This is a genomic window from Paenibacillus taichungensis, from assembly GCF_003287275.1.
In the GTDB taxonomy this organism is placed as follows: Bacteria; Bacillota; Bacilli; order Paenibacillales; family Paenibacillaceae; genus Paenibacillus; species Paenibacillus taichungensis_A.
This window is the reverse complement of record NZ_QEVW01000005.1, coordinates 486,444-502,394: the sequence shown is the minus strand read 5'-3', so window position 1 is coordinate 502,394 and position 15,951 is coordinate 486,444. Positions and strand designations below refer to the sequence as shown.

General features: G+C 46.7%; 15 protein-coding genes. 10 read left to right on the top strand and 5 right to left on the bottom strand.

Going from position 1 to position 15,951, the window contains the following annotated elements; all coding sequences use genetic code 11:
- Positions 1-7: 7 nt before the first annotated feature.
- Positions 8-1,753, bottom strand: coding sequence for an ABC transporter ATP-binding protein (locus tag DC345_RS07465; RefSeq protein ID WP_113052574.1), 1,746 nt, complete (start codon positions 1,751-1,753; stop codon positions 8-10).
- A gap of 531 nt (positions 1,754-2,284) precedes the next feature.
- Here DC345_RS07465 and DC345_RS07460 point away from each other — a divergent pair.
- Complete coding sequence (locus DC345_RS07460; protein ID WP_024630313.1) at positions 2,285-2,581, top strand: HesB/YadR/YfhF family protein; 297 nt, start codon at positions 2,285-2,287, stop codon at positions 2,579-2,581.
- A 71-nt stretch (positions 2,582-2,652) separates the two neighbouring features.
- Positions 2,653-3,102: an NUDIX domain-containing protein gene (locus DC345_RS07455; RefSeq protein WP_181586519.1), complete on the top strand. Its 450-nt coding sequence runs from the start codon at positions 2,653-2,655 to the stop codon at positions 3,100-3,102.
- 125 nt (positions 3,103-3,227) lie between these two features.
- Here the strand turns inward: DC345_RS07455 and DC345_RS07450 are convergent, their stop codons facing one another.
- The 3 genes from DC345_RS07450 to DC345_RS07440 form a co-directional block, all read right to left on the bottom strand.
- Entirely contained in the window at positions 3,228-3,743 is a 516-nt protein-coding gene (locus DC345_RS07450; RefSeq protein WP_063566333.1) for a hypothetical protein, read from the bottom strand.
- 185 nt (positions 3,744-3,928) lie between these two features.
- Positions 3,929-4,372: a DUF441 domain-containing protein gene (locus DC345_RS07445; RefSeq protein WP_076289566.1), complete on the bottom strand. Its 444-nt coding sequence runs from the start codon at positions 4,370-4,372 to the stop codon at positions 3,929-3,931.
- Positions 4,373-4,377: 5 nt separating this feature from the next.
- Positions 4,378-5,376 (bottom strand): YpdA family putative bacillithiol disulfide reductase, encoded by a 999-nt coding sequence (locus DC345_RS07440; RefSeq protein ID WP_113052572.1) that lies wholly within the window; start codon positions 5,374-5,376, stop codon positions 4,378-4,380.
- Between the two features lie 175 nt (positions 5,377-5,551).
- Between DC345_RS07440 and DC345_RS07435 the strand changes: the two genes are divergently transcribed.
- From DC345_RS07435 to DC345_RS31680, 6 genes are all read left to right on the top strand, one after another.
- Positions 5,552-6,145 carry a DUF2087 domain-containing protein gene (locus DC345_RS07435; protein ID WP_113052571.1) on the top strand — a complete coding sequence of 198 codons (594 nt, stop codon included), beginning with the start codon at positions 5,552-5,554 and terminating at the stop codon, positions 6,143-6,145.
- 483 nt (positions 6,146-6,628) lie between these two features.
- Complete coding sequence (gene rsgA, locus DC345_RS07430) at positions 6,629-7,720, top strand: ribosome small subunit-dependent GTPase A (protein WP_258530583.1); 1,092 nt, start codon at positions 6,629-6,631, stop codon at positions 7,718-7,720.
- 56 nt (positions 7,721-7,776) lie between these two features.
- A complete protein-coding gene (locus tag DC345_RS07425) occupies positions 7,777-8,115 on the top strand; it encodes a L,D-transpeptidase (RefSeq protein ID WP_079346840.1) in 339 nt (112 codons plus the stop codon).
- A 66-nt stretch (positions 8,116-8,181) separates the two neighbouring features.
- Positions 8,182-8,721: a GNAT family N-acetyltransferase gene (locus DC345_RS07420; protein ID WP_113052570.1), complete on the top strand. Its 540-nt coding sequence runs from the start codon at positions 8,182-8,184 to the stop codon at positions 8,719-8,721.
- A 167-nt stretch (positions 8,722-8,888) separates the two neighbouring features.
- Positions 8,889-10,364, top strand: a complete 1,476-nt coding sequence (locus DC345_RS07415; RefSeq protein WP_113052569.1) for an aldehyde dehydrogenase family protein — start codon at positions 8,889-8,891, stop codon at positions 10,362-10,364.
- A gap of 248 nt (positions 10,365-10,612) precedes the next feature.
- On the top strand, positions 10,613-10,765 hold the full coding sequence (locus tag DC345_RS31680) for a hypothetical protein (RefSeq protein ID WP_162842451.1): 153 nt from the start codon (positions 10,613-10,615) through the stop codon (positions 10,763-10,765).
- Positions 10,766-10,891: 126 nt separating this feature from the next.
- Here the strand turns inward: DC345_RS31680 and DC345_RS07410 are convergent, their stop codons facing one another.
- Positions 10,892-11,131, bottom strand: a complete 240-nt coding sequence (locus tag DC345_RS07410; protein WP_024630323.1) for a hypothetical protein — start codon at positions 11,129-11,131, stop codon at positions 10,892-10,894.
- 423 nt (positions 11,132-11,554) lie between these two features.
- On the opposite strand from DC345_RS07410, the gene DC345_RS07405 reads away from it, so the two are divergent.
- A complete protein-coding gene (locus DC345_RS07405) occupies positions 11,555-11,875 on the top strand; it encodes a hypothetical protein (RefSeq protein WP_113052568.1) in 321 nt (106 codons plus the stop codon).
- 56 nt (positions 11,876-11,931) lie between these two features.
- Complete coding sequence (gene essC, locus DC345_RS07400) at positions 11,932-15,936, top strand: type VII secretion protein EssC (protein WP_113052567.1); 4,005 nt, start codon at positions 11,932-11,934, stop codon at positions 15,934-15,936.
- Positions 15,937-15,951: the final 15 nt, after the last annotated feature.

Here is a 15,951-nt window from a genome sequence, read left to right as displayed (position 1 = left end):
TGACCTCCTACGTGGACAAATTAGACTCCACCTGCTGCCGTTCATACTGTTCACGGTACCAGCCGTTCATAGCAAGCAGTTCCTGATGGGTTCCTTCTTCCGTTATTTTCCCGTGCTCCAGTACGATGATTCGGTCAGCGTGTTCAATAGCGGACAGACGGTGAGTCGAGATCAGCGTTGTTTTCCCTGAGCGCTTGTTGCGTATATTTTCGATAATTTTGGCTTCGGTTCTTGCATCGACGGCGGATAAAGCATCATCCAAAATCAAAATGTCCGGATCGGCGATAAAGGCACGCGCCAGCGATACACGCTGTTTCTGTCCACCGGACAGCGCAATTCCTTTTTCACCAACGAGTGTGTCCAGACCATCGGATAAAGTGCCCAGATCTCCGTCAAAGGCTGCGGTGCGAATCGCTTCCATAATTACATTATCATCAGCACCCGGCTTACCGAATTGAATGTTCTGACGGACTGATTTGGAGAACAGCACCTGTTCCTGTGGAACATATCCAATCCAGCTGTGCAGGTCATCTTTGGCGATATCCTGAATCGGATGACCCGAGATGCTTAACTTACCCGATCCAGCCGGGTATTCATGAAGCAATTGTTTGAGCAGGGTGGACTTGCCGCTACCTGTACGTCCCACGATACCCAGTGTCTGCCCGCGTCGAAGTGAAAAGCTGACATGACTAAGATTGTCTATAGTAGAACTAGGATAACGGAAGGTAACATCCTGCATGGCGATCTCTTCCGGATTAGTAATATGAGCAGGCTGTTCAACATCTTTCACGGCAGGTTCTACAGATAGCGTCTCGTTAACACGATCGAGTGAGGCACTACCACGCTGCATCAGGTTAATCAATTCACCAATCGCGAACATTGGCCAGATCATCATCCCCAGGTACATATTGAACGATACGAGATCACCTAGGGTAATTTCATTATGAAAAACAAGATAAATGCCGTAGGCAAGTGCAATCACATAACTGAGTCCGACACATAACCGGATGGTAGGTTCGAACAGTGCATCCATCTTGGCAACGGCCAGATTTTTGCGGTACACATCTTCGGTGACATCGGCGAACCTTTTCTCGTCCAGACGTTCCTGAACATAGGCACGCACGACTCGAATGCCGGCAATAGACTCAAGCACCTGGTCGTTCATATCCCCGAATGCATCCTGTGCCAATGTGTATCGTTGATGGACGGCTTTACCATAGATCATCATGGCGATGGCGATAAAAGGCAGTGGCAGAATTGCGGCCAGGGTCAGTTTCCAGCTAACCAGAAAACCCATGGCGAATAATACGGTTGCCAAAAAAGCAGTGGAGTCGGTTAACGTAAGCATGCCGAAGCCTGCTGTGGTGGCAATGGAACGAAGATCATTCGTGGCCCGTGCCATCAGATCGCCGGTTCTGTTTTTCTCAAAAAAGGGCGGGGTCATCCGCAGCAAATGGTCCATAAAGCGTGACCGCAGCAAGCGTTCAACCAGATTGGCACCGCCAAACAGTTTGTGCATCCATATGTACGTTGTCAGGTAGATAATGATGACCGATCCTAGAATAAGTAAAATGTAACGTGTAAGTGAGGCGCCGGTGATGGAACCGCGTACAATCTCGTCAATGGCATTGCCCAGAAGACGAGGTGGCAGCAGTTCAATGATGCCTACCATAATAAGCAAGGTGACACCAATGAGGTATCGTTTGCGTTCCAGCCGGAAAAACCAGGCCAGATTTTTAAGTACAGAGAACAAGTGGTATCCCTTCCTTTCAAGTTCGTGAAATACATGTTCCGTTCATGTTTTGCCATTTGAGCCCACAAAAAAAGACATACCGCACGCAGGCGGTATGTCTTGGGTATCATTCATACGGCAGCATGGCTCCGAGAGCAGAGCCACCACCGTAGATAAAGTTCAATTGTGAGAGTACAAAACAGCAAACCTGTTTAGAGGCTTCTGTGATGCGGTCTTATGAACGGAATAACGATTTCATGGGTGCTCCGGTATTTAGTTGTATGCTGAATTGATGTAGATCGTCATTGTTAAACACCGTAACCACCCTTTCTTTTTTGGTAATAAATTGCATGTGGATCTCGTATGTTTGCATCTTAACACCGACTTTTATAATCTGTCAAACGTTTTTCCAAAACAGAAGATGCAGCGCAGTGTGATGGAATTATGACAAGAGAATGAACTTTTTTTGCGCATTTGGGGTGGTTGAGGTTTGTAATCAGGCCATTGTAGCGATATGATGGAACATATATATAGAGAAGGAGCTGACACCAAATGAGTACCATACATGTATCTGACCGCGCTGCTCGCTGGTATAAGGAAGAACTGAATTTGAACGAAGGAGACAGCATTCGATTCTTCGCCCGTTATAGCTCCGGCGGAGGTCTTCATCCTGGCTTCTCCCTCGGAATCGCCGTGGAGGAACCGAGACATCCTGCTGATCAAACGAAGGTATCGGGTATTCAATTTTTTATGGAAGATCATGATTACTGGTATCTGAAAGGTCATCAACTTCATGTAGATGTTGTTGAAGAAGGACAGGATATCGAATATCGCTACACCGAGATTTAACGTAATATCTCTGCGCATATAGAATGGCTCATCACCGGTCGCACCGATTTTCGAACAGGAGGAGATACGGCATGAATCCGCCAGCCCGAGATTTGGCCCAGTATATCGCGAATCGCTCTCATATTGTTGTTAAGGCGGCGGTTCGGGCCGAGAATGAACAAGGTGAATTATTGCTGATCCAGCATGCTGAACACGGACATTGGCGTATTCCTGCGGGACAGATGCGCCCGGGAGAAGCCATTGAGGACACCGCGCACAGGGAACTGTGGGAAGAGACGGGGTGGACCACCAATCATATGATACTTGAAGGTTTGCATTCCGGTCCGAATCTGAGACATTTGCATGCCAGTGGGGATGAAGAATATTTTGTCATTGCCATGTTCAGGACACAAATTGTTCAGGATACGCTCGTAGAATCACGAGTAAATAGCGAAGCCGGGCTGAAGTTTTTTGATCTCAAATCATTGCCCAGGCTCAATGATTTGAGCCGCTTGCTGTTGAGGTCTTCCGAAATAGAATAAACGGAACAAAGAAGAAGCCTTTCCCGCTGGGAAGGCTTCTTCTTTGTTGTGGCAATCCGTAATCTATGGACTAATATCCATGAGTACGATGATCATTCTTGTGTATCAGCTGGCTCCCGACATACCTAGACTTGATCAAGCGGTTCTTCATCATCCATCGCAAAATCAAAATCGTCAATATCGAAGACCTGCACAGGTGATGCCGATTCAATAATGCGAGCGATCAATTCGACCTGATCGGTAAGTATGGGGGTATCCAGGCGCTGTGAAGTTAGAAGCAGTTCGGTCTCAATGGGATCAAAATATTCACCATATTGTGCGGTATCAACTGCATTAATAATGGCGATGGAGACCTGGTCACCAAACAAAATGGATGGACTTTTGGCCCAGGGAACAGCTAGGGCGCGCTCTATTTTTTTCTTATTCAACGGTTCTTCAAAATAAGAAATCATTTCATTAATCTTGGATTTCACATGCTGGTCATCCGCCGGATTATCCATCAAAGGGTCAGGGCTGGTCTGAAATTCATATAATTCCAGGATGGTGGTGTAAGGAACAATATATTCAACAGGCGCCGGCGGCGCGAGTAATTGACCGTAAATTGCCACCATCACGGCTTCTGTAACAAACTGACGTGACATGGGTTCCTGAATCCTCCTGCGGCCATTAATAGTTGCGAGGTGAATCAATTTTCTTTTGTATGATGGATCATCAAATTGATTTCTCTGCTATGGACTTGGGTGCTTGAGTTGCATGAATAGAAGTATATCATACAACGGTGGGAAAAACAGCCAGTCCGCTGAAGGATGTCAAGTCCCAACTTTGATCATGATTTTCCAAGCAGTAAGGATAAAATTCCTGCTGCAATCAGGGGACCAACCGGAACACCCTTGAACAAGGCAACCCCAAGCACAGTTCCAATAAGCAGCCCGGCAACGACGGTAGGCTGTGTACTCATCAGCGTAGCTCCTCGGCCTCCCAGGTGGGCGACAAGTAATCCCACACCAATGGCGAGCAGCGATTTCCAGTGCAGAAAAGACTCTCCAATCGTCTGCAAACTGATCTTGCCGCTGGCGAGAGGTGCCATAACACCAATGGTAAGGACGATGATACCGATCGTAAGTCCGTACTTTTCCAGCCACGGAAAAGCCTGATTAAGGTTCAGCACCCGCAGCAACAACAGAAATACCATGGCTACGGTTACGGGTGTATTACTGCTGATAATACCTAGCGCGGCAAACACGAGCAACAGCAGTGAGGTCATATCCATCGATTTCATTCCCCTTCGGTCTGCCCGCTATGCCGACCAACGATATGTTCTGCAATATATCTTCCATGCCAGCGCCCGGATTCAATAAACACTTCATTGGCATTGCGGCCTGAAGCGATTACTCCACCAACGTAGATGCCTGGTACGCTGCTCTCCATTGTCTGTGGGTCATATACCGGTTTATCCATATCCTCAGACATCTCCACACCTACGGAAGAAAGCAGTTTGCGGTCAGGACGGAAACCAGTCAAGGCCAGCACAAAGTCATTGTCGAGTTCACTTGTGGATCCATCAGAATGCAGCAAACGAATGGAATCGTCCAAAATTTCATTTACACATGAGCCAAGGTGAAGTGAAATTTTGCCTTTTTGCACCATGCTTTCGAACAATGGCCGAACCCATGGTTTAATATGTTCCGAAACACCACTCCCACGATAAACCATGTCAATATGAGCACCGACACGAACCAGTTCCATCGCAGCATCGACAGCTGAATTACTGCCTCCAATAATGGCCACACGTGTGCGTGTGTAAGGATGAGCTTCACGGAAATAATGAGTGACTTTATCTTTGTCTTCTCCGGGAATGCCAAGATAGTTAGGGTGGTCAAAATAACCTGTAGCAACAACGACATTTCGTCCTTCATGAACGATTTCCTGCCCACGCCGATTGACCGTATGTACCTCGAACGTGCCATCGTCTTTGCGTTTGATTTCTTGGGCTTCCTCATAGTTATGAACACGCAGGCCGAAATGTTCGGCTACCTTGCGATAATAGGCGAGTGCCTCGTAACGAAAAGGTTTGTCGTTCGGAGTGCTGAACGGAACATTCCCAATTTCAAGTAATTCCGCTGTACTAAAAAACTGCATATGGGTTGGATACAGATAAATAGATTGGACGATATTGTACTTCTCAACAATTACAGCGGACAGTCCCAGCCGCTCACATTCAATGGCAGCAGATAGACCGCATGGGCCTCCGCCGATAATAATGACATCTTCCATGTTCTTAATCCTCCTTATTTCAAACACTATAATCCTACCGTAAATATGGGTTTAATGCCAGTTCAGGAAGGAGAAGAACGTAAAGAAATGATCCTGAACTGGGGAATTGACTTAGAAGAGGGAAAAGACTAATATCAAATTAGATGATTATCTAAACGAAAGTGAGTTGAGCGAAATGCAACTGGAGAAGATCGTGGCTTACCATAAAGCCCTGGCTGATCCAACCCGGCTTCGGATGCTGTTGCTGTTATCTCAGGGAGAACTTCATGGTCAAGCGCTTGCCGAGAAACTTAACTTGTCTCAGCCAACCGTTACACATCATGCATCCAAACTAAGAGAAGCGGCGCTAATCAAGGAACGCAGAGAGAAAAATACAGTGTTTTTCTCGCTCAATCCCTATTTTATCAGGGAGCACGCGCAAGCTTCAGTTGATTTTATTTTTAGACAAGAGGAGGTTGCCGATATGAGTGATGTGAATGAAACGCTGAAGGCATCCGTAATGCGGAATTTCTTCTCAAAGGATGGACGATTGCGTCAGATCCCGGCTCAATATAAGAAAAAGCTGATTGTACTGGGTTATTTGGTAGAGCAGCTTGAATTTGGACGGAAATATACGGAGAAAGAGATCAATACATTTATTCAAAACTATCATGAGGATTTTGCCACCATTCGTCGGGAGTTTATTATGCACCAGTTCATGTACCGGGAAGATGGGATCTATGAACTGAATCCGAAGGAGATGTGGACACGCTGGGATCAAGTAAAGTAAGTGAAAAAATAATTAGACTTGACAAAAGCGGTTGAAGCTGTGTAACATGATGGATAATTCTACAAGGGAGGCGATGTTAAATGACAAATCTAATGGCAGTATACGTTAATTTGAATATGAACAGCGTCTCCGGAACGGATCAAGGCATGTAATTTTACGGCAGTTGGGCAGTATTGTTCGCAATAATGTCCATATGTACGTAACATCGAATAACATGCACAGATGAAGCCACGGGTGACGTACCCGTGGCTTTTTGTATGTCGAAAATGGGTTGTTTCTGGATAACGAGTATCGGATTGTCGTAATGATGCGTCTGATATGAATGCCATAAAAACAATTGTCCATTCGGCTAACTTCTTATTGCCGCGGGTGCAGTGCTGCTCGTGGTTTATTTGGTTTTGATGCCGGAACGGAGCGTTCGTTGTTGATTGTTGTCAATGTCAATGAAGGATAACAAACCATTTATCGGGAGGAATTTTTATTTTGAATAACACGATGGAGAAGTACGGCTGGTCTGCAAAATGGCAGGAGTTGTGGCAGCAGATGGGTATGGAAGAACAATTAAGAAAACCAGCAAGAATTATTGCAGATCACGGGCAATTGCTTCGCCTGATTACGGCTGAGGGAGAATGCTGGGGGCGGGTATCCGGACGGATGCGTCATGATAATGAGGAGACGGGCATTGTACCAGCCGTTGGGGATTGGGTGGCCGTTACTGGGCAAGCTGGAGAAGAAGCCATCATTCACAGCATTGTGCCACGTCAGAGCAGGGTATCCAGACAAGCCGCTGGTCCAGTGACCAAAGAGCAATTGATTGCGGCGAATGTGGATACATTGCTGATTGTTGCCGCTCTTAATCATGATTTTAATCTGAGACGGCTTGAAAGATACATTATGATGGCCTGGAATGGTGGAGTCAGACCTGTCATCATTCTAAGCAAAAGTGATCTGAGCGAGAATGTGGAAGAACAAATTTCGCTGGTGGAAGGTATCGCCCCTGGGATTGAAGTGTTGGCAATTTCGGCTGTTCAGGATCAGGGCAAATCTTTACTTGAAAAATTTCTGTCTCCAGGCACAACGGTTGCCTTGACGGGTTCTTCTGGTAGTGGCAAGTCTACCCTCGTCAACTGGATGATGGGCGAGAGTGTACAGCTCACGCAGGCCGTTCGGGAGGACGACAGCCGTGGACGACATACGACCACTCATCGGGAAATATTTGTACTGCCGCAGGGAGCGGTATTAATTGACACGCCCGGAATGCGTGAACTCAATCTGTGGGATGAAGGTCAGGATGGTTTGTCACATGCCTTTGGTGAAATTGAGCAGCTTGCAATGGAATGCAGGTTTCAGGATTGCACGCATACCCGGGAAGCCGGTTGCGCCGTGAAGGAGGCTATTCAGGAAGGTTCGTTGGATGAAAAAAGGCTGGGCAACTACTTGAAAATGCAAAAGGAACTGAAATTTCAGCAGCGCAAGGAAGAGACCGCATCCAAACGACGGACCGCTTCAAGTAAACCCGTCAGTTCCCGCAAACCGAAACATGTCCGCAGTACAAAAGACTGGGATGAAGCCTGAGACCAGGTGGGCATCCCTCTATATCATGCATAGGATAGGTCAGGAGGGATGTCATCATGCCAGATTACAGCATCATCGTAGACCTGTCCGATCATATGTTATATCTTTTGGATGGCTCACAAGTGGTTAAAGGCTATCCTGTCGCTATAGGCAAGATGCTCACGCAGACGCCTAACGGCGTGTTTACGATTATTAACAAACAAGAGAATCCTGGAGGGCCATTTGGTGTTCTTTGGATGGGGTTATCGGCGCCGCATTATGGGATCCATGGAACCAATGATCCTTCATCCATTGGCAAGTCCGTTTCTCATGGATGCATACGCATGTATAACTCGGATGTGCTGGACCTGTCATCCAAAGTGTCAGTGGGCACACAAGTAACGATCCGGCCCTAGGGCCGGATTTATCTGAAGAAGGGGATTGTAAAGTCACGGCGTGGCCGAGAGAAAGGGAGTAATAACATGCAAATCAGACCAGCGCGTGAAGGGGATGCGGAAGCCGTAGCTCATGTACATACAGAGAGTTGGAAGACAACATATCGAGGGATCGTGCCGGATGATTTTTTGGACAATCTGACTACGGAATCAAGATTGTCCCAATGGGAACGAAATATCCGTTCTGGCGAAAAGGATCAGATTCTGGTGGTGGCTGAGCAGGAAGATGGGGAAATTGTCGGATTTGCCTGCGGTGGAAAGGAACGTGAAGGCAAGTTGCCTTACGATGCTGAGTTGTATGCTATTTATTTACTGAAAGAAGTGCAACAAACGGGTATTGGCCAGCAGCTGGTGAAACACGTCGTTCGTTATCTCCAATCCCTGGACATGAGGAACTTGTTGATCTGGGCACTGGAGCAAAATTCAGCCTGTCGTTTCTATGAAAAAATGGGCGGGATCCCTGTCCAAACACAGTATATCCGTATAGGCGGTCAAGATCTATTAGAGGTTGCTTATGGTTGGGAGGACTTGACTCTTTTTGGAGAAAAGACAGTTCCCGATAGTTGAATAAATGCAAATTTGGCTGAATGTGTTAGGCATCGAGGAGCATTTTCTCATCTGAGGATGAAAGGATTCAGCTGTTCTTCACGTTTGCGCAATTCTTAACAAGGTTAATGAACTACTACACTGTATTGAGGTGAGATATTCAATCTTGTTTGGGAGGCGTTATTCAGATGACTTTAATGGAGACAGAACTTACAACATGGACGAAACAATTTATTAATGGCGAATGGGTAGAAGGCTCCGGCGAGAAGATAGTCGAAAATAAAAATCCGTACACGGGAGAGGTCATCGCAACCTGGCGATCCTCGAACAAGGAAGATATAGATCGAGCATATGAGGCGGCTCAAAAGAGTTCAATGGAATGGAAACAATCCTTGCCAGGGGTAAAAGAAGGTGTACTCCGCAAAGTTTCGGTTCTAATGGTAGAGCGCAAAGAGGAAATTGTAAAACTGCTGATTACAGAATCCGGGAGCACTCGCATCAAGGCCGAGGCAGAGTTTGCTTCTGCGAAACGGATTGTGGATGAAGCTGCTTCGTTCCCTTATCGGATGAAGGGGGAGATTCTGCCTTCAAATACACAAGGGAAAGAAAATCGTGTTGTGCGGGAGCCCAAAGGAGTTATCGGCGTTATTGGCCCTTGGAATTTTCCGTTACACCTGTGTCTGCGTTCCGTAGCTCCGGCTATTGCTTTGGGTAATGGAGTCGTTATTAAGCCTGCTTCTGACACACCGATTACAGCAGGCTGGCTTATTGCGGATTTGTTCGAGCAGGCTGGATTGCCTGAAGGTGTACTGAATGTGGTAGCTGGGAGCGGGAGTGAGATTGGGGATTATTTTGTAGCGCATCCGGTTCCCAAAATCATTTCCTTTACAGGCTCCACAGAGGTGGGGCGGGGCATCGGCAAACTGGCGGGTGAGCATCTGAAAGAAACTGCGCTTGAACTTGGTGGCAACAATGCGATGGTTGTCCTGGAAGATGCGGATATTGAACGTGCTGCAGAATCTGCGGTGTTCGGTAAATTTCTGCATCAGGGGCAGATCTGTATGGCACTTAATCGTATTATTGTGCATGCTGATATTTACGATAAGTTTGTGGAGTCCTTTGTCGCCAAAACGAAAAAAATTCAAGCTGGTGATCCTTCGGATTCCCAAACGCTGGTAGGTCCGCTCATTCGTGAGAAGGAAGTGGAGCGCCTGATGGACTTGATTAAGGGAGCCAAGGCGGAAGGAGCAAGATTGCTGCTGGGTGGAACGAGCAAAGGCAGTGTGCTGGAGCCCACCGTACTCGCAGACGTGAAACCGGAGCAGCATATTGTGCAACAGGAACTGTTTGGACCTGTCGCGATGTTAATGAAAGCACAGGATGAGCAGGAGGCCGTGCGTTTGGCGAACGATACGCCTTATGGATTGAGCGGCTCCGTATTCACCGGAAATCTCGAGAGAGGGTATCAAGTTGCCCAACAGATTGAATCAGGCATGGTGCATGTAAATGATCAATCTGTGAACGATGAGGCGCATGTGATGTTTGGTGGTGAGAAATCATCGGGAATTGGCCGTTTCGGCGGCGATTGGGCGATTGAGAAGTTCACACGGACTCGCTGGATCAGTATTCAGCATCAATATCGGGAATATCCTGGAGTTCAATAATTCGACAGAGAACATGGATTGGATAATACTTTGTTTTATAATCAGCTAGGGTTCGAGAAAGAGTGACAAAAATTGCGCAGAGTCCGCCTCAAGCTTGATGTGGCGGTCTTTTGCATGTTTTTACACGTTTGAAAAACAGGCGAGGAAATAGTGTGAACAAGCTGTTTGGTATACCTGTAATCTGGTTATTTATGGATACACGGGCAGAACAGATCCGTAAATCCAATAGGTAAAGGGGCCTGAACTTCATGTCCATTGACCGTTTCATTCTGAGAAAGCTGAATACTTGTCAGGAAGAAAATACGCGTGATAATCTGGTTCGGTTGTTTGTCATTCGAATCCAAAAGGCCGAGATGGAAGAAGAACACGAAAATGCCTATGTCGTCAGCCGAGTGCATTAGAAATAGATATAAGAGATTTGGTACACAAAAAAAGGAAGCTTGTCCTTAGCGGCAAGCTTCCTTTTCCTTATGTTCGCGAATGAATGAATTCGCAGTTTCCATGTTGAATTAAACAACTGACTCATCTTAATAAAGCGATAAGGCGAGGGAGTCATTTTCGCTACGGCTGTGAAGAATGGCTTCACCACCGACAATCTCAATACTAATCAATGATTGCAGACATTTCTGTAAAGCACGTTTACCATTGCTAATCTTATGCTCAAGGGCACTGCTGAGCAATCGTAGTGTCTTTTGCACAGGTTGTTTGTTTTCTTGATTAAAATATACAGGGATTGATTTGTTTTGAAAAGTTATTAGTGTTCTCACTAGAAATCACCTCACGAGAGTTATTTCTTACTGGTTATATTAAATTCCAATGCTTAAAATTACCTTAAAATCAGCTTATGAAAACATAAAGGTGGGCAATGTTTGAAAAGTGTTCACAATTCAATTGTGGGCGAAGCATTAAAAAGTCCCGAAAAATCAATTGCCAGCTACCATTTATATGGAAGAAAGATGTGTAGTTTCGCATCCTTGCAATAATTAACGTGACTACTGCCTCGAAAGTTCTGAGTCGAATGGACGATATTTTAATATATACGTGGGTCATATGTAACGAAATTACAGGTTGCACATTGCAAACAGGGTGTTTATGTAAGAAAATAGGGATGGAATAGCGTTTCATCTGCATTATTTTGATTTAATTTGACACTAGGACAATTTACATATGAGACCATGGGAGGGATTATTTTGATTCTTACCGTGTATTCCGGCCGGGAGGAAGGCGAGTGGTTCGACATCGAGATCCCGGATGAATGTACTATCGAACATCTGAAGACATTGCTGGGAGTCCGCATTTTCGGGCAGGCACCGGGAGAAGGGATTCAGTACATCCTTGAAGCCAAATTTCCGGAAGGATTGTGGTTCTCGCCACAGAACACACAACAGTTAATGGAAACAGGGCTGCGTCAAGGAAGCTGTGTACGGGTCCAACGGGCGTTCTCCACTACTTCTGAAGAAGCTCCAGTGTATGGAAGACGTTCATTGTTTCAGCAGGACAGCAACGAATGAACGATCTGGGCGTATATATTGATTACGGCAATGAAATATAAGGAGGTCTTCTCTTCGTGAATGTGTTATATCAACGTTCTCCAAGAATGACACCGGTTCTTAAGGAAGAAAGGCTGGAGATTCTGAGGCCTCCGGCAGAACCAAACAAACCTACATTTTCAATGATTTCTATTATAATACCGATCATGATGACGATGGTCAGTATCGGATTCTACGTATATATCAACATGACGGGCAAAATGGGCAATCCCAATTATATGATGTTTCAGATGATGACGGTTATGATGATGCTTACTTCATACACGATTCCGTTTTTTGTATATCTGAGCAACAAGAAGTCCTATCGTAAAAAGCTGGAAGAGCGTACTACCATGTATCGTGCACAATTGGAGAAGCATCGTGAAGAGTTGAAGGCAGCTCAAGCGGAGCAAGTGAAGAGTCTGTATGAAATTCATGGGGATCCCAATGTATGTCTTCAGTTGGTGAAGAATCGCAACAGTTCGTTATGGGAACGGTCCCCGGAAGATGATGACTTCCTGCAGGTACGAATCGGCACAGGCGAAATTCCGTTCCGGATCAAACTCCAGGTTCCTCGTGTGGACGGTTATGAAAAGGATGAGTTAATTGAAGCGGCTCATGAATTGGCAGCTGAGTTCGAGACAGTACCCGAAGCATCGATTACACTGCCTTTATTTCAGTCGAAAGTGATGGGGTTGGTCGGCAATCGTGAGGAAGTACTCGCTTCATTGCGTGTAATTATTTCACAACTGACCGTCCGTCATTCACCGGATGAATTAAAGATTGCTGCCTTTTATGAAGAAAAGGAATCAAAGGAATGGGATTGGCTGCGCTGGTTGCCCCACATTTGGGATGAAGATCAGGGACAACGCTATATGGCCGACAGGCACAGCGGTGCGCATCAATTGGCGGACAGCTTGTTTTCCGTGTTGAACCGACGGCGCAATAATAAGGAAGATCGATATAAGAAAACCGTGCAAACGCCATGTTATGTGGTGGTTCTCTCGGATACTCAATTAATAGAAGAAGAGCCGCTGCTTCCCTTGCTGTTGGAATCGGCGCAGGAGATCGATGTATGTACCATCATTCTGGCAAACCGCAAGGAATCCCTACCTATGCATTGTCAGTTAATTATGGAGGCTTCCAAAGGAAAAGGGCTTTATATCAAAAAAACTGAGGATGCCGACGTGATCAGGCAAATGTACACGCCAGATGTGATCACCAGAGAGTCCGCAGATGCACTCTCGCGGTATATGTCACCGATTCGTCTGAAACGCTCATCCGCTTCAGATATACCCCAGGTGCTTCCGTTGTTCGACATGTTAAGTACATCTCGAGTAGAAGATCTGGATGTGGTCACACGCTGGAGCCAGACACGATACCCGGACACACTTCCCGTGCCTATGGGCGTGCGAGCCGGCGGCAAGAAAATTGCAATTAACTTACATGATAAAATCGAACGTCAGGGTCATGGCCCGCATGGTCTGATCGCAGGGACAACGGGCTCAGGCAAGAGTGAGGTTATCCAGTCAATTGTGGCCTCTCTGGCTGCCGAGTTCCATCCACATGATCTGGCCTTTATGTTGATTGACTATAAGGGCGGCGGGATGTCGAATACATTTGTGGGCTTGCCTCACGTCGTCGGCACGATCACCAATCTGGATGGAAATTTGATTGAACGAGCCAATATCTCACTGCGGGCCGAACTGGTCAGAAGGCAGAAAATATTAAATGATGCAGGAAATCTCCAGCACATTGATGAGTATTACAAAATTCTGCGTTCCAGACATGAACAACCGTTGCCGCATTTGGTTATCATCATTGATGAGTTCGCGCAATTAAAGCGGGATCAGCCGGAGTTCATGGATGAATTAATCAGCATAGCGGCCATCGGCCGGACACTAGGTGTACATCTTATACTGGCAACTCAGAAGCCTGCAGGTGTGGTCGATGATAAAATCTGGAGCAATTCGCGTTTCCGTATCTGTCTTCGCGTTCAAAGTGAAGGGGATAGTCGGGATATGATCAAAATTCCGAATGCGGCCTGGATCACCAAGCCAGGCCGTGGATACTTCCAGGTAGGCAGTGATGAAGTGTTTGAGGAAATGCAATTCGCCTGGAGTGGTGCGCCGTATAATCAGCAGGAAGATACAACGACAGTATTGCCTGTTATGGAAGTTCGCTTGAATGGCAAACGGGAACCACTCTTGACTGGAGAGCGCAGAGCTGTGCTCAAAGGTGAGGATGTGCCCAAGCAACTTCAGGTATTTATTGATTATGTGGCAGAAGCGGCAGCAGAGGCGGGGATCACCCGATTACCAGGGCCTTGGTTGCCACCCTTGCCTGAGACACTGGAATGGGAAAGCCTCAACGACTGGCGGGAAGAAGGGAATCGTGAAGTATTGCTTGACGGCGGAGCCGCTGGCCTGAAACCTGTAGTTGGCCTGCTGGATGATCTGCCTAATCAACGACAGCAGCCGCTCGCACTTCCGGTGGATCAGGGACATCTGGTTGTATACGGTATGCCTGGTCTGGGAAAAACGACGTTTGTGCAAACCTTGCTGATGTCACTGGCCCGTTCTAAGCGGACTGAACCTTGGCATGGCTACATTATTGATATGGGCCGGATGATGAAGGATTTCGCAGGCTTGCCTCAGATCGGTGCGGTAATGATGTCTGAAGAGGAAGATCGGATCAAGCGCTTATTCCGATACATCCTGAAACTGTCGGCACAACGCAAGGACATGATCTCGGAAGCCGGGGTTAAGACAATATCAGCCTACCGTCGCGCAGCTCATGCAGCCGTGCCACAGATTGTAGTTGTTATCGATGGTTATCTTTCTTTCCGAAATGCTTATCCCGAGGAGAATGAACTTCTGGAAACGATCCTTCGTGAAGGTGGCAGTTTGGGAATCACATTTATCCTTACGGCCAACCGTGTTACGGATGTATTTGAGAAATTCAGAAGCAATATTCCCAATGCGGTTTCGTTTGAATTGTCTGATCCAAGCGACTATTATTACGCAGTGGGACGGCCGTCCAAGGCGCCTAGCCAGCTTCCACCTGGAAGAGGACTGGTCAAAGGACAGGTACCTCCATTGATGTTCCAGGCGGCTTTGCCATCATCCGGAGCAGATGAAGGCAAGCGTTCTTCCGCTCTGCGCAGCATGATTGCAGAGATCAGAGAAAACTGGAACGGAGAAGATGCGCCGCAGATTGCGCCGCTCCCGGAAGAGGTTAAGCTCAAAGATGTACTTATCCGTACAGGAACCTTCGGGCAAGTCTTAGACGGTTCTTCCTTAACAGTACCCGTAGGTCTGCTGACCGATGATTTGGAACCCTTCCTGCTGAATTTGCGTGAAGGACCGCATTTCATGGTTACGAGTCCGATGGAAGGTGGCAAAACGACATTTTTGCTGACCTGGATGTTATCCCTTGCCTATCATGCGTCTCCTGAAGACGTGCAAATATACACGGTAGATATGCGGTATGGTTCCGGAGGACTGGGGGAAATCAATAGTTTGCCCCATGTCCGTGGACACGTATCCCGTGAAGAACAGCTTGCACCTGTGATCCAACAGTTGTACGATGAAGTTCTAAAAAGAGGCGAGTTAACCGGTGGACCAGAGATCGTTCTCGTTATCGACGATGCGGATACGTTATCCAAGCAATTAAATGATTTTAATGTGAAGGATCAATTGGGAGCGATCGTTCGTCAAGGCAGGGACCGAGGAATACATGTGATTCTGTCAGGAGTTCCTGCAGACTTTCCAACCTTTGGTTCTGACTGGGTGAACGATGTGAAGGCTTCCCAGAGCGGATTGTTGTTCGGGACTTTAGACCCTAATGATCTCTCGTTCTTCCGTATACCTTATTCGGAGTCCGGAGGGAATTCAAATGGGCTGAAGGTACTGCCTCCGGGTCAGGGTTATTATGTAAAACGTAAATATTCCAGGGTTAAAGGTGCAATTCCATGTGATGGCACCTGGAAAATGACCGATTGGATATCTGAAATTCGTGACCGATGGCATGTTGTAGTTTGAGGGGAGGTGGCTCAT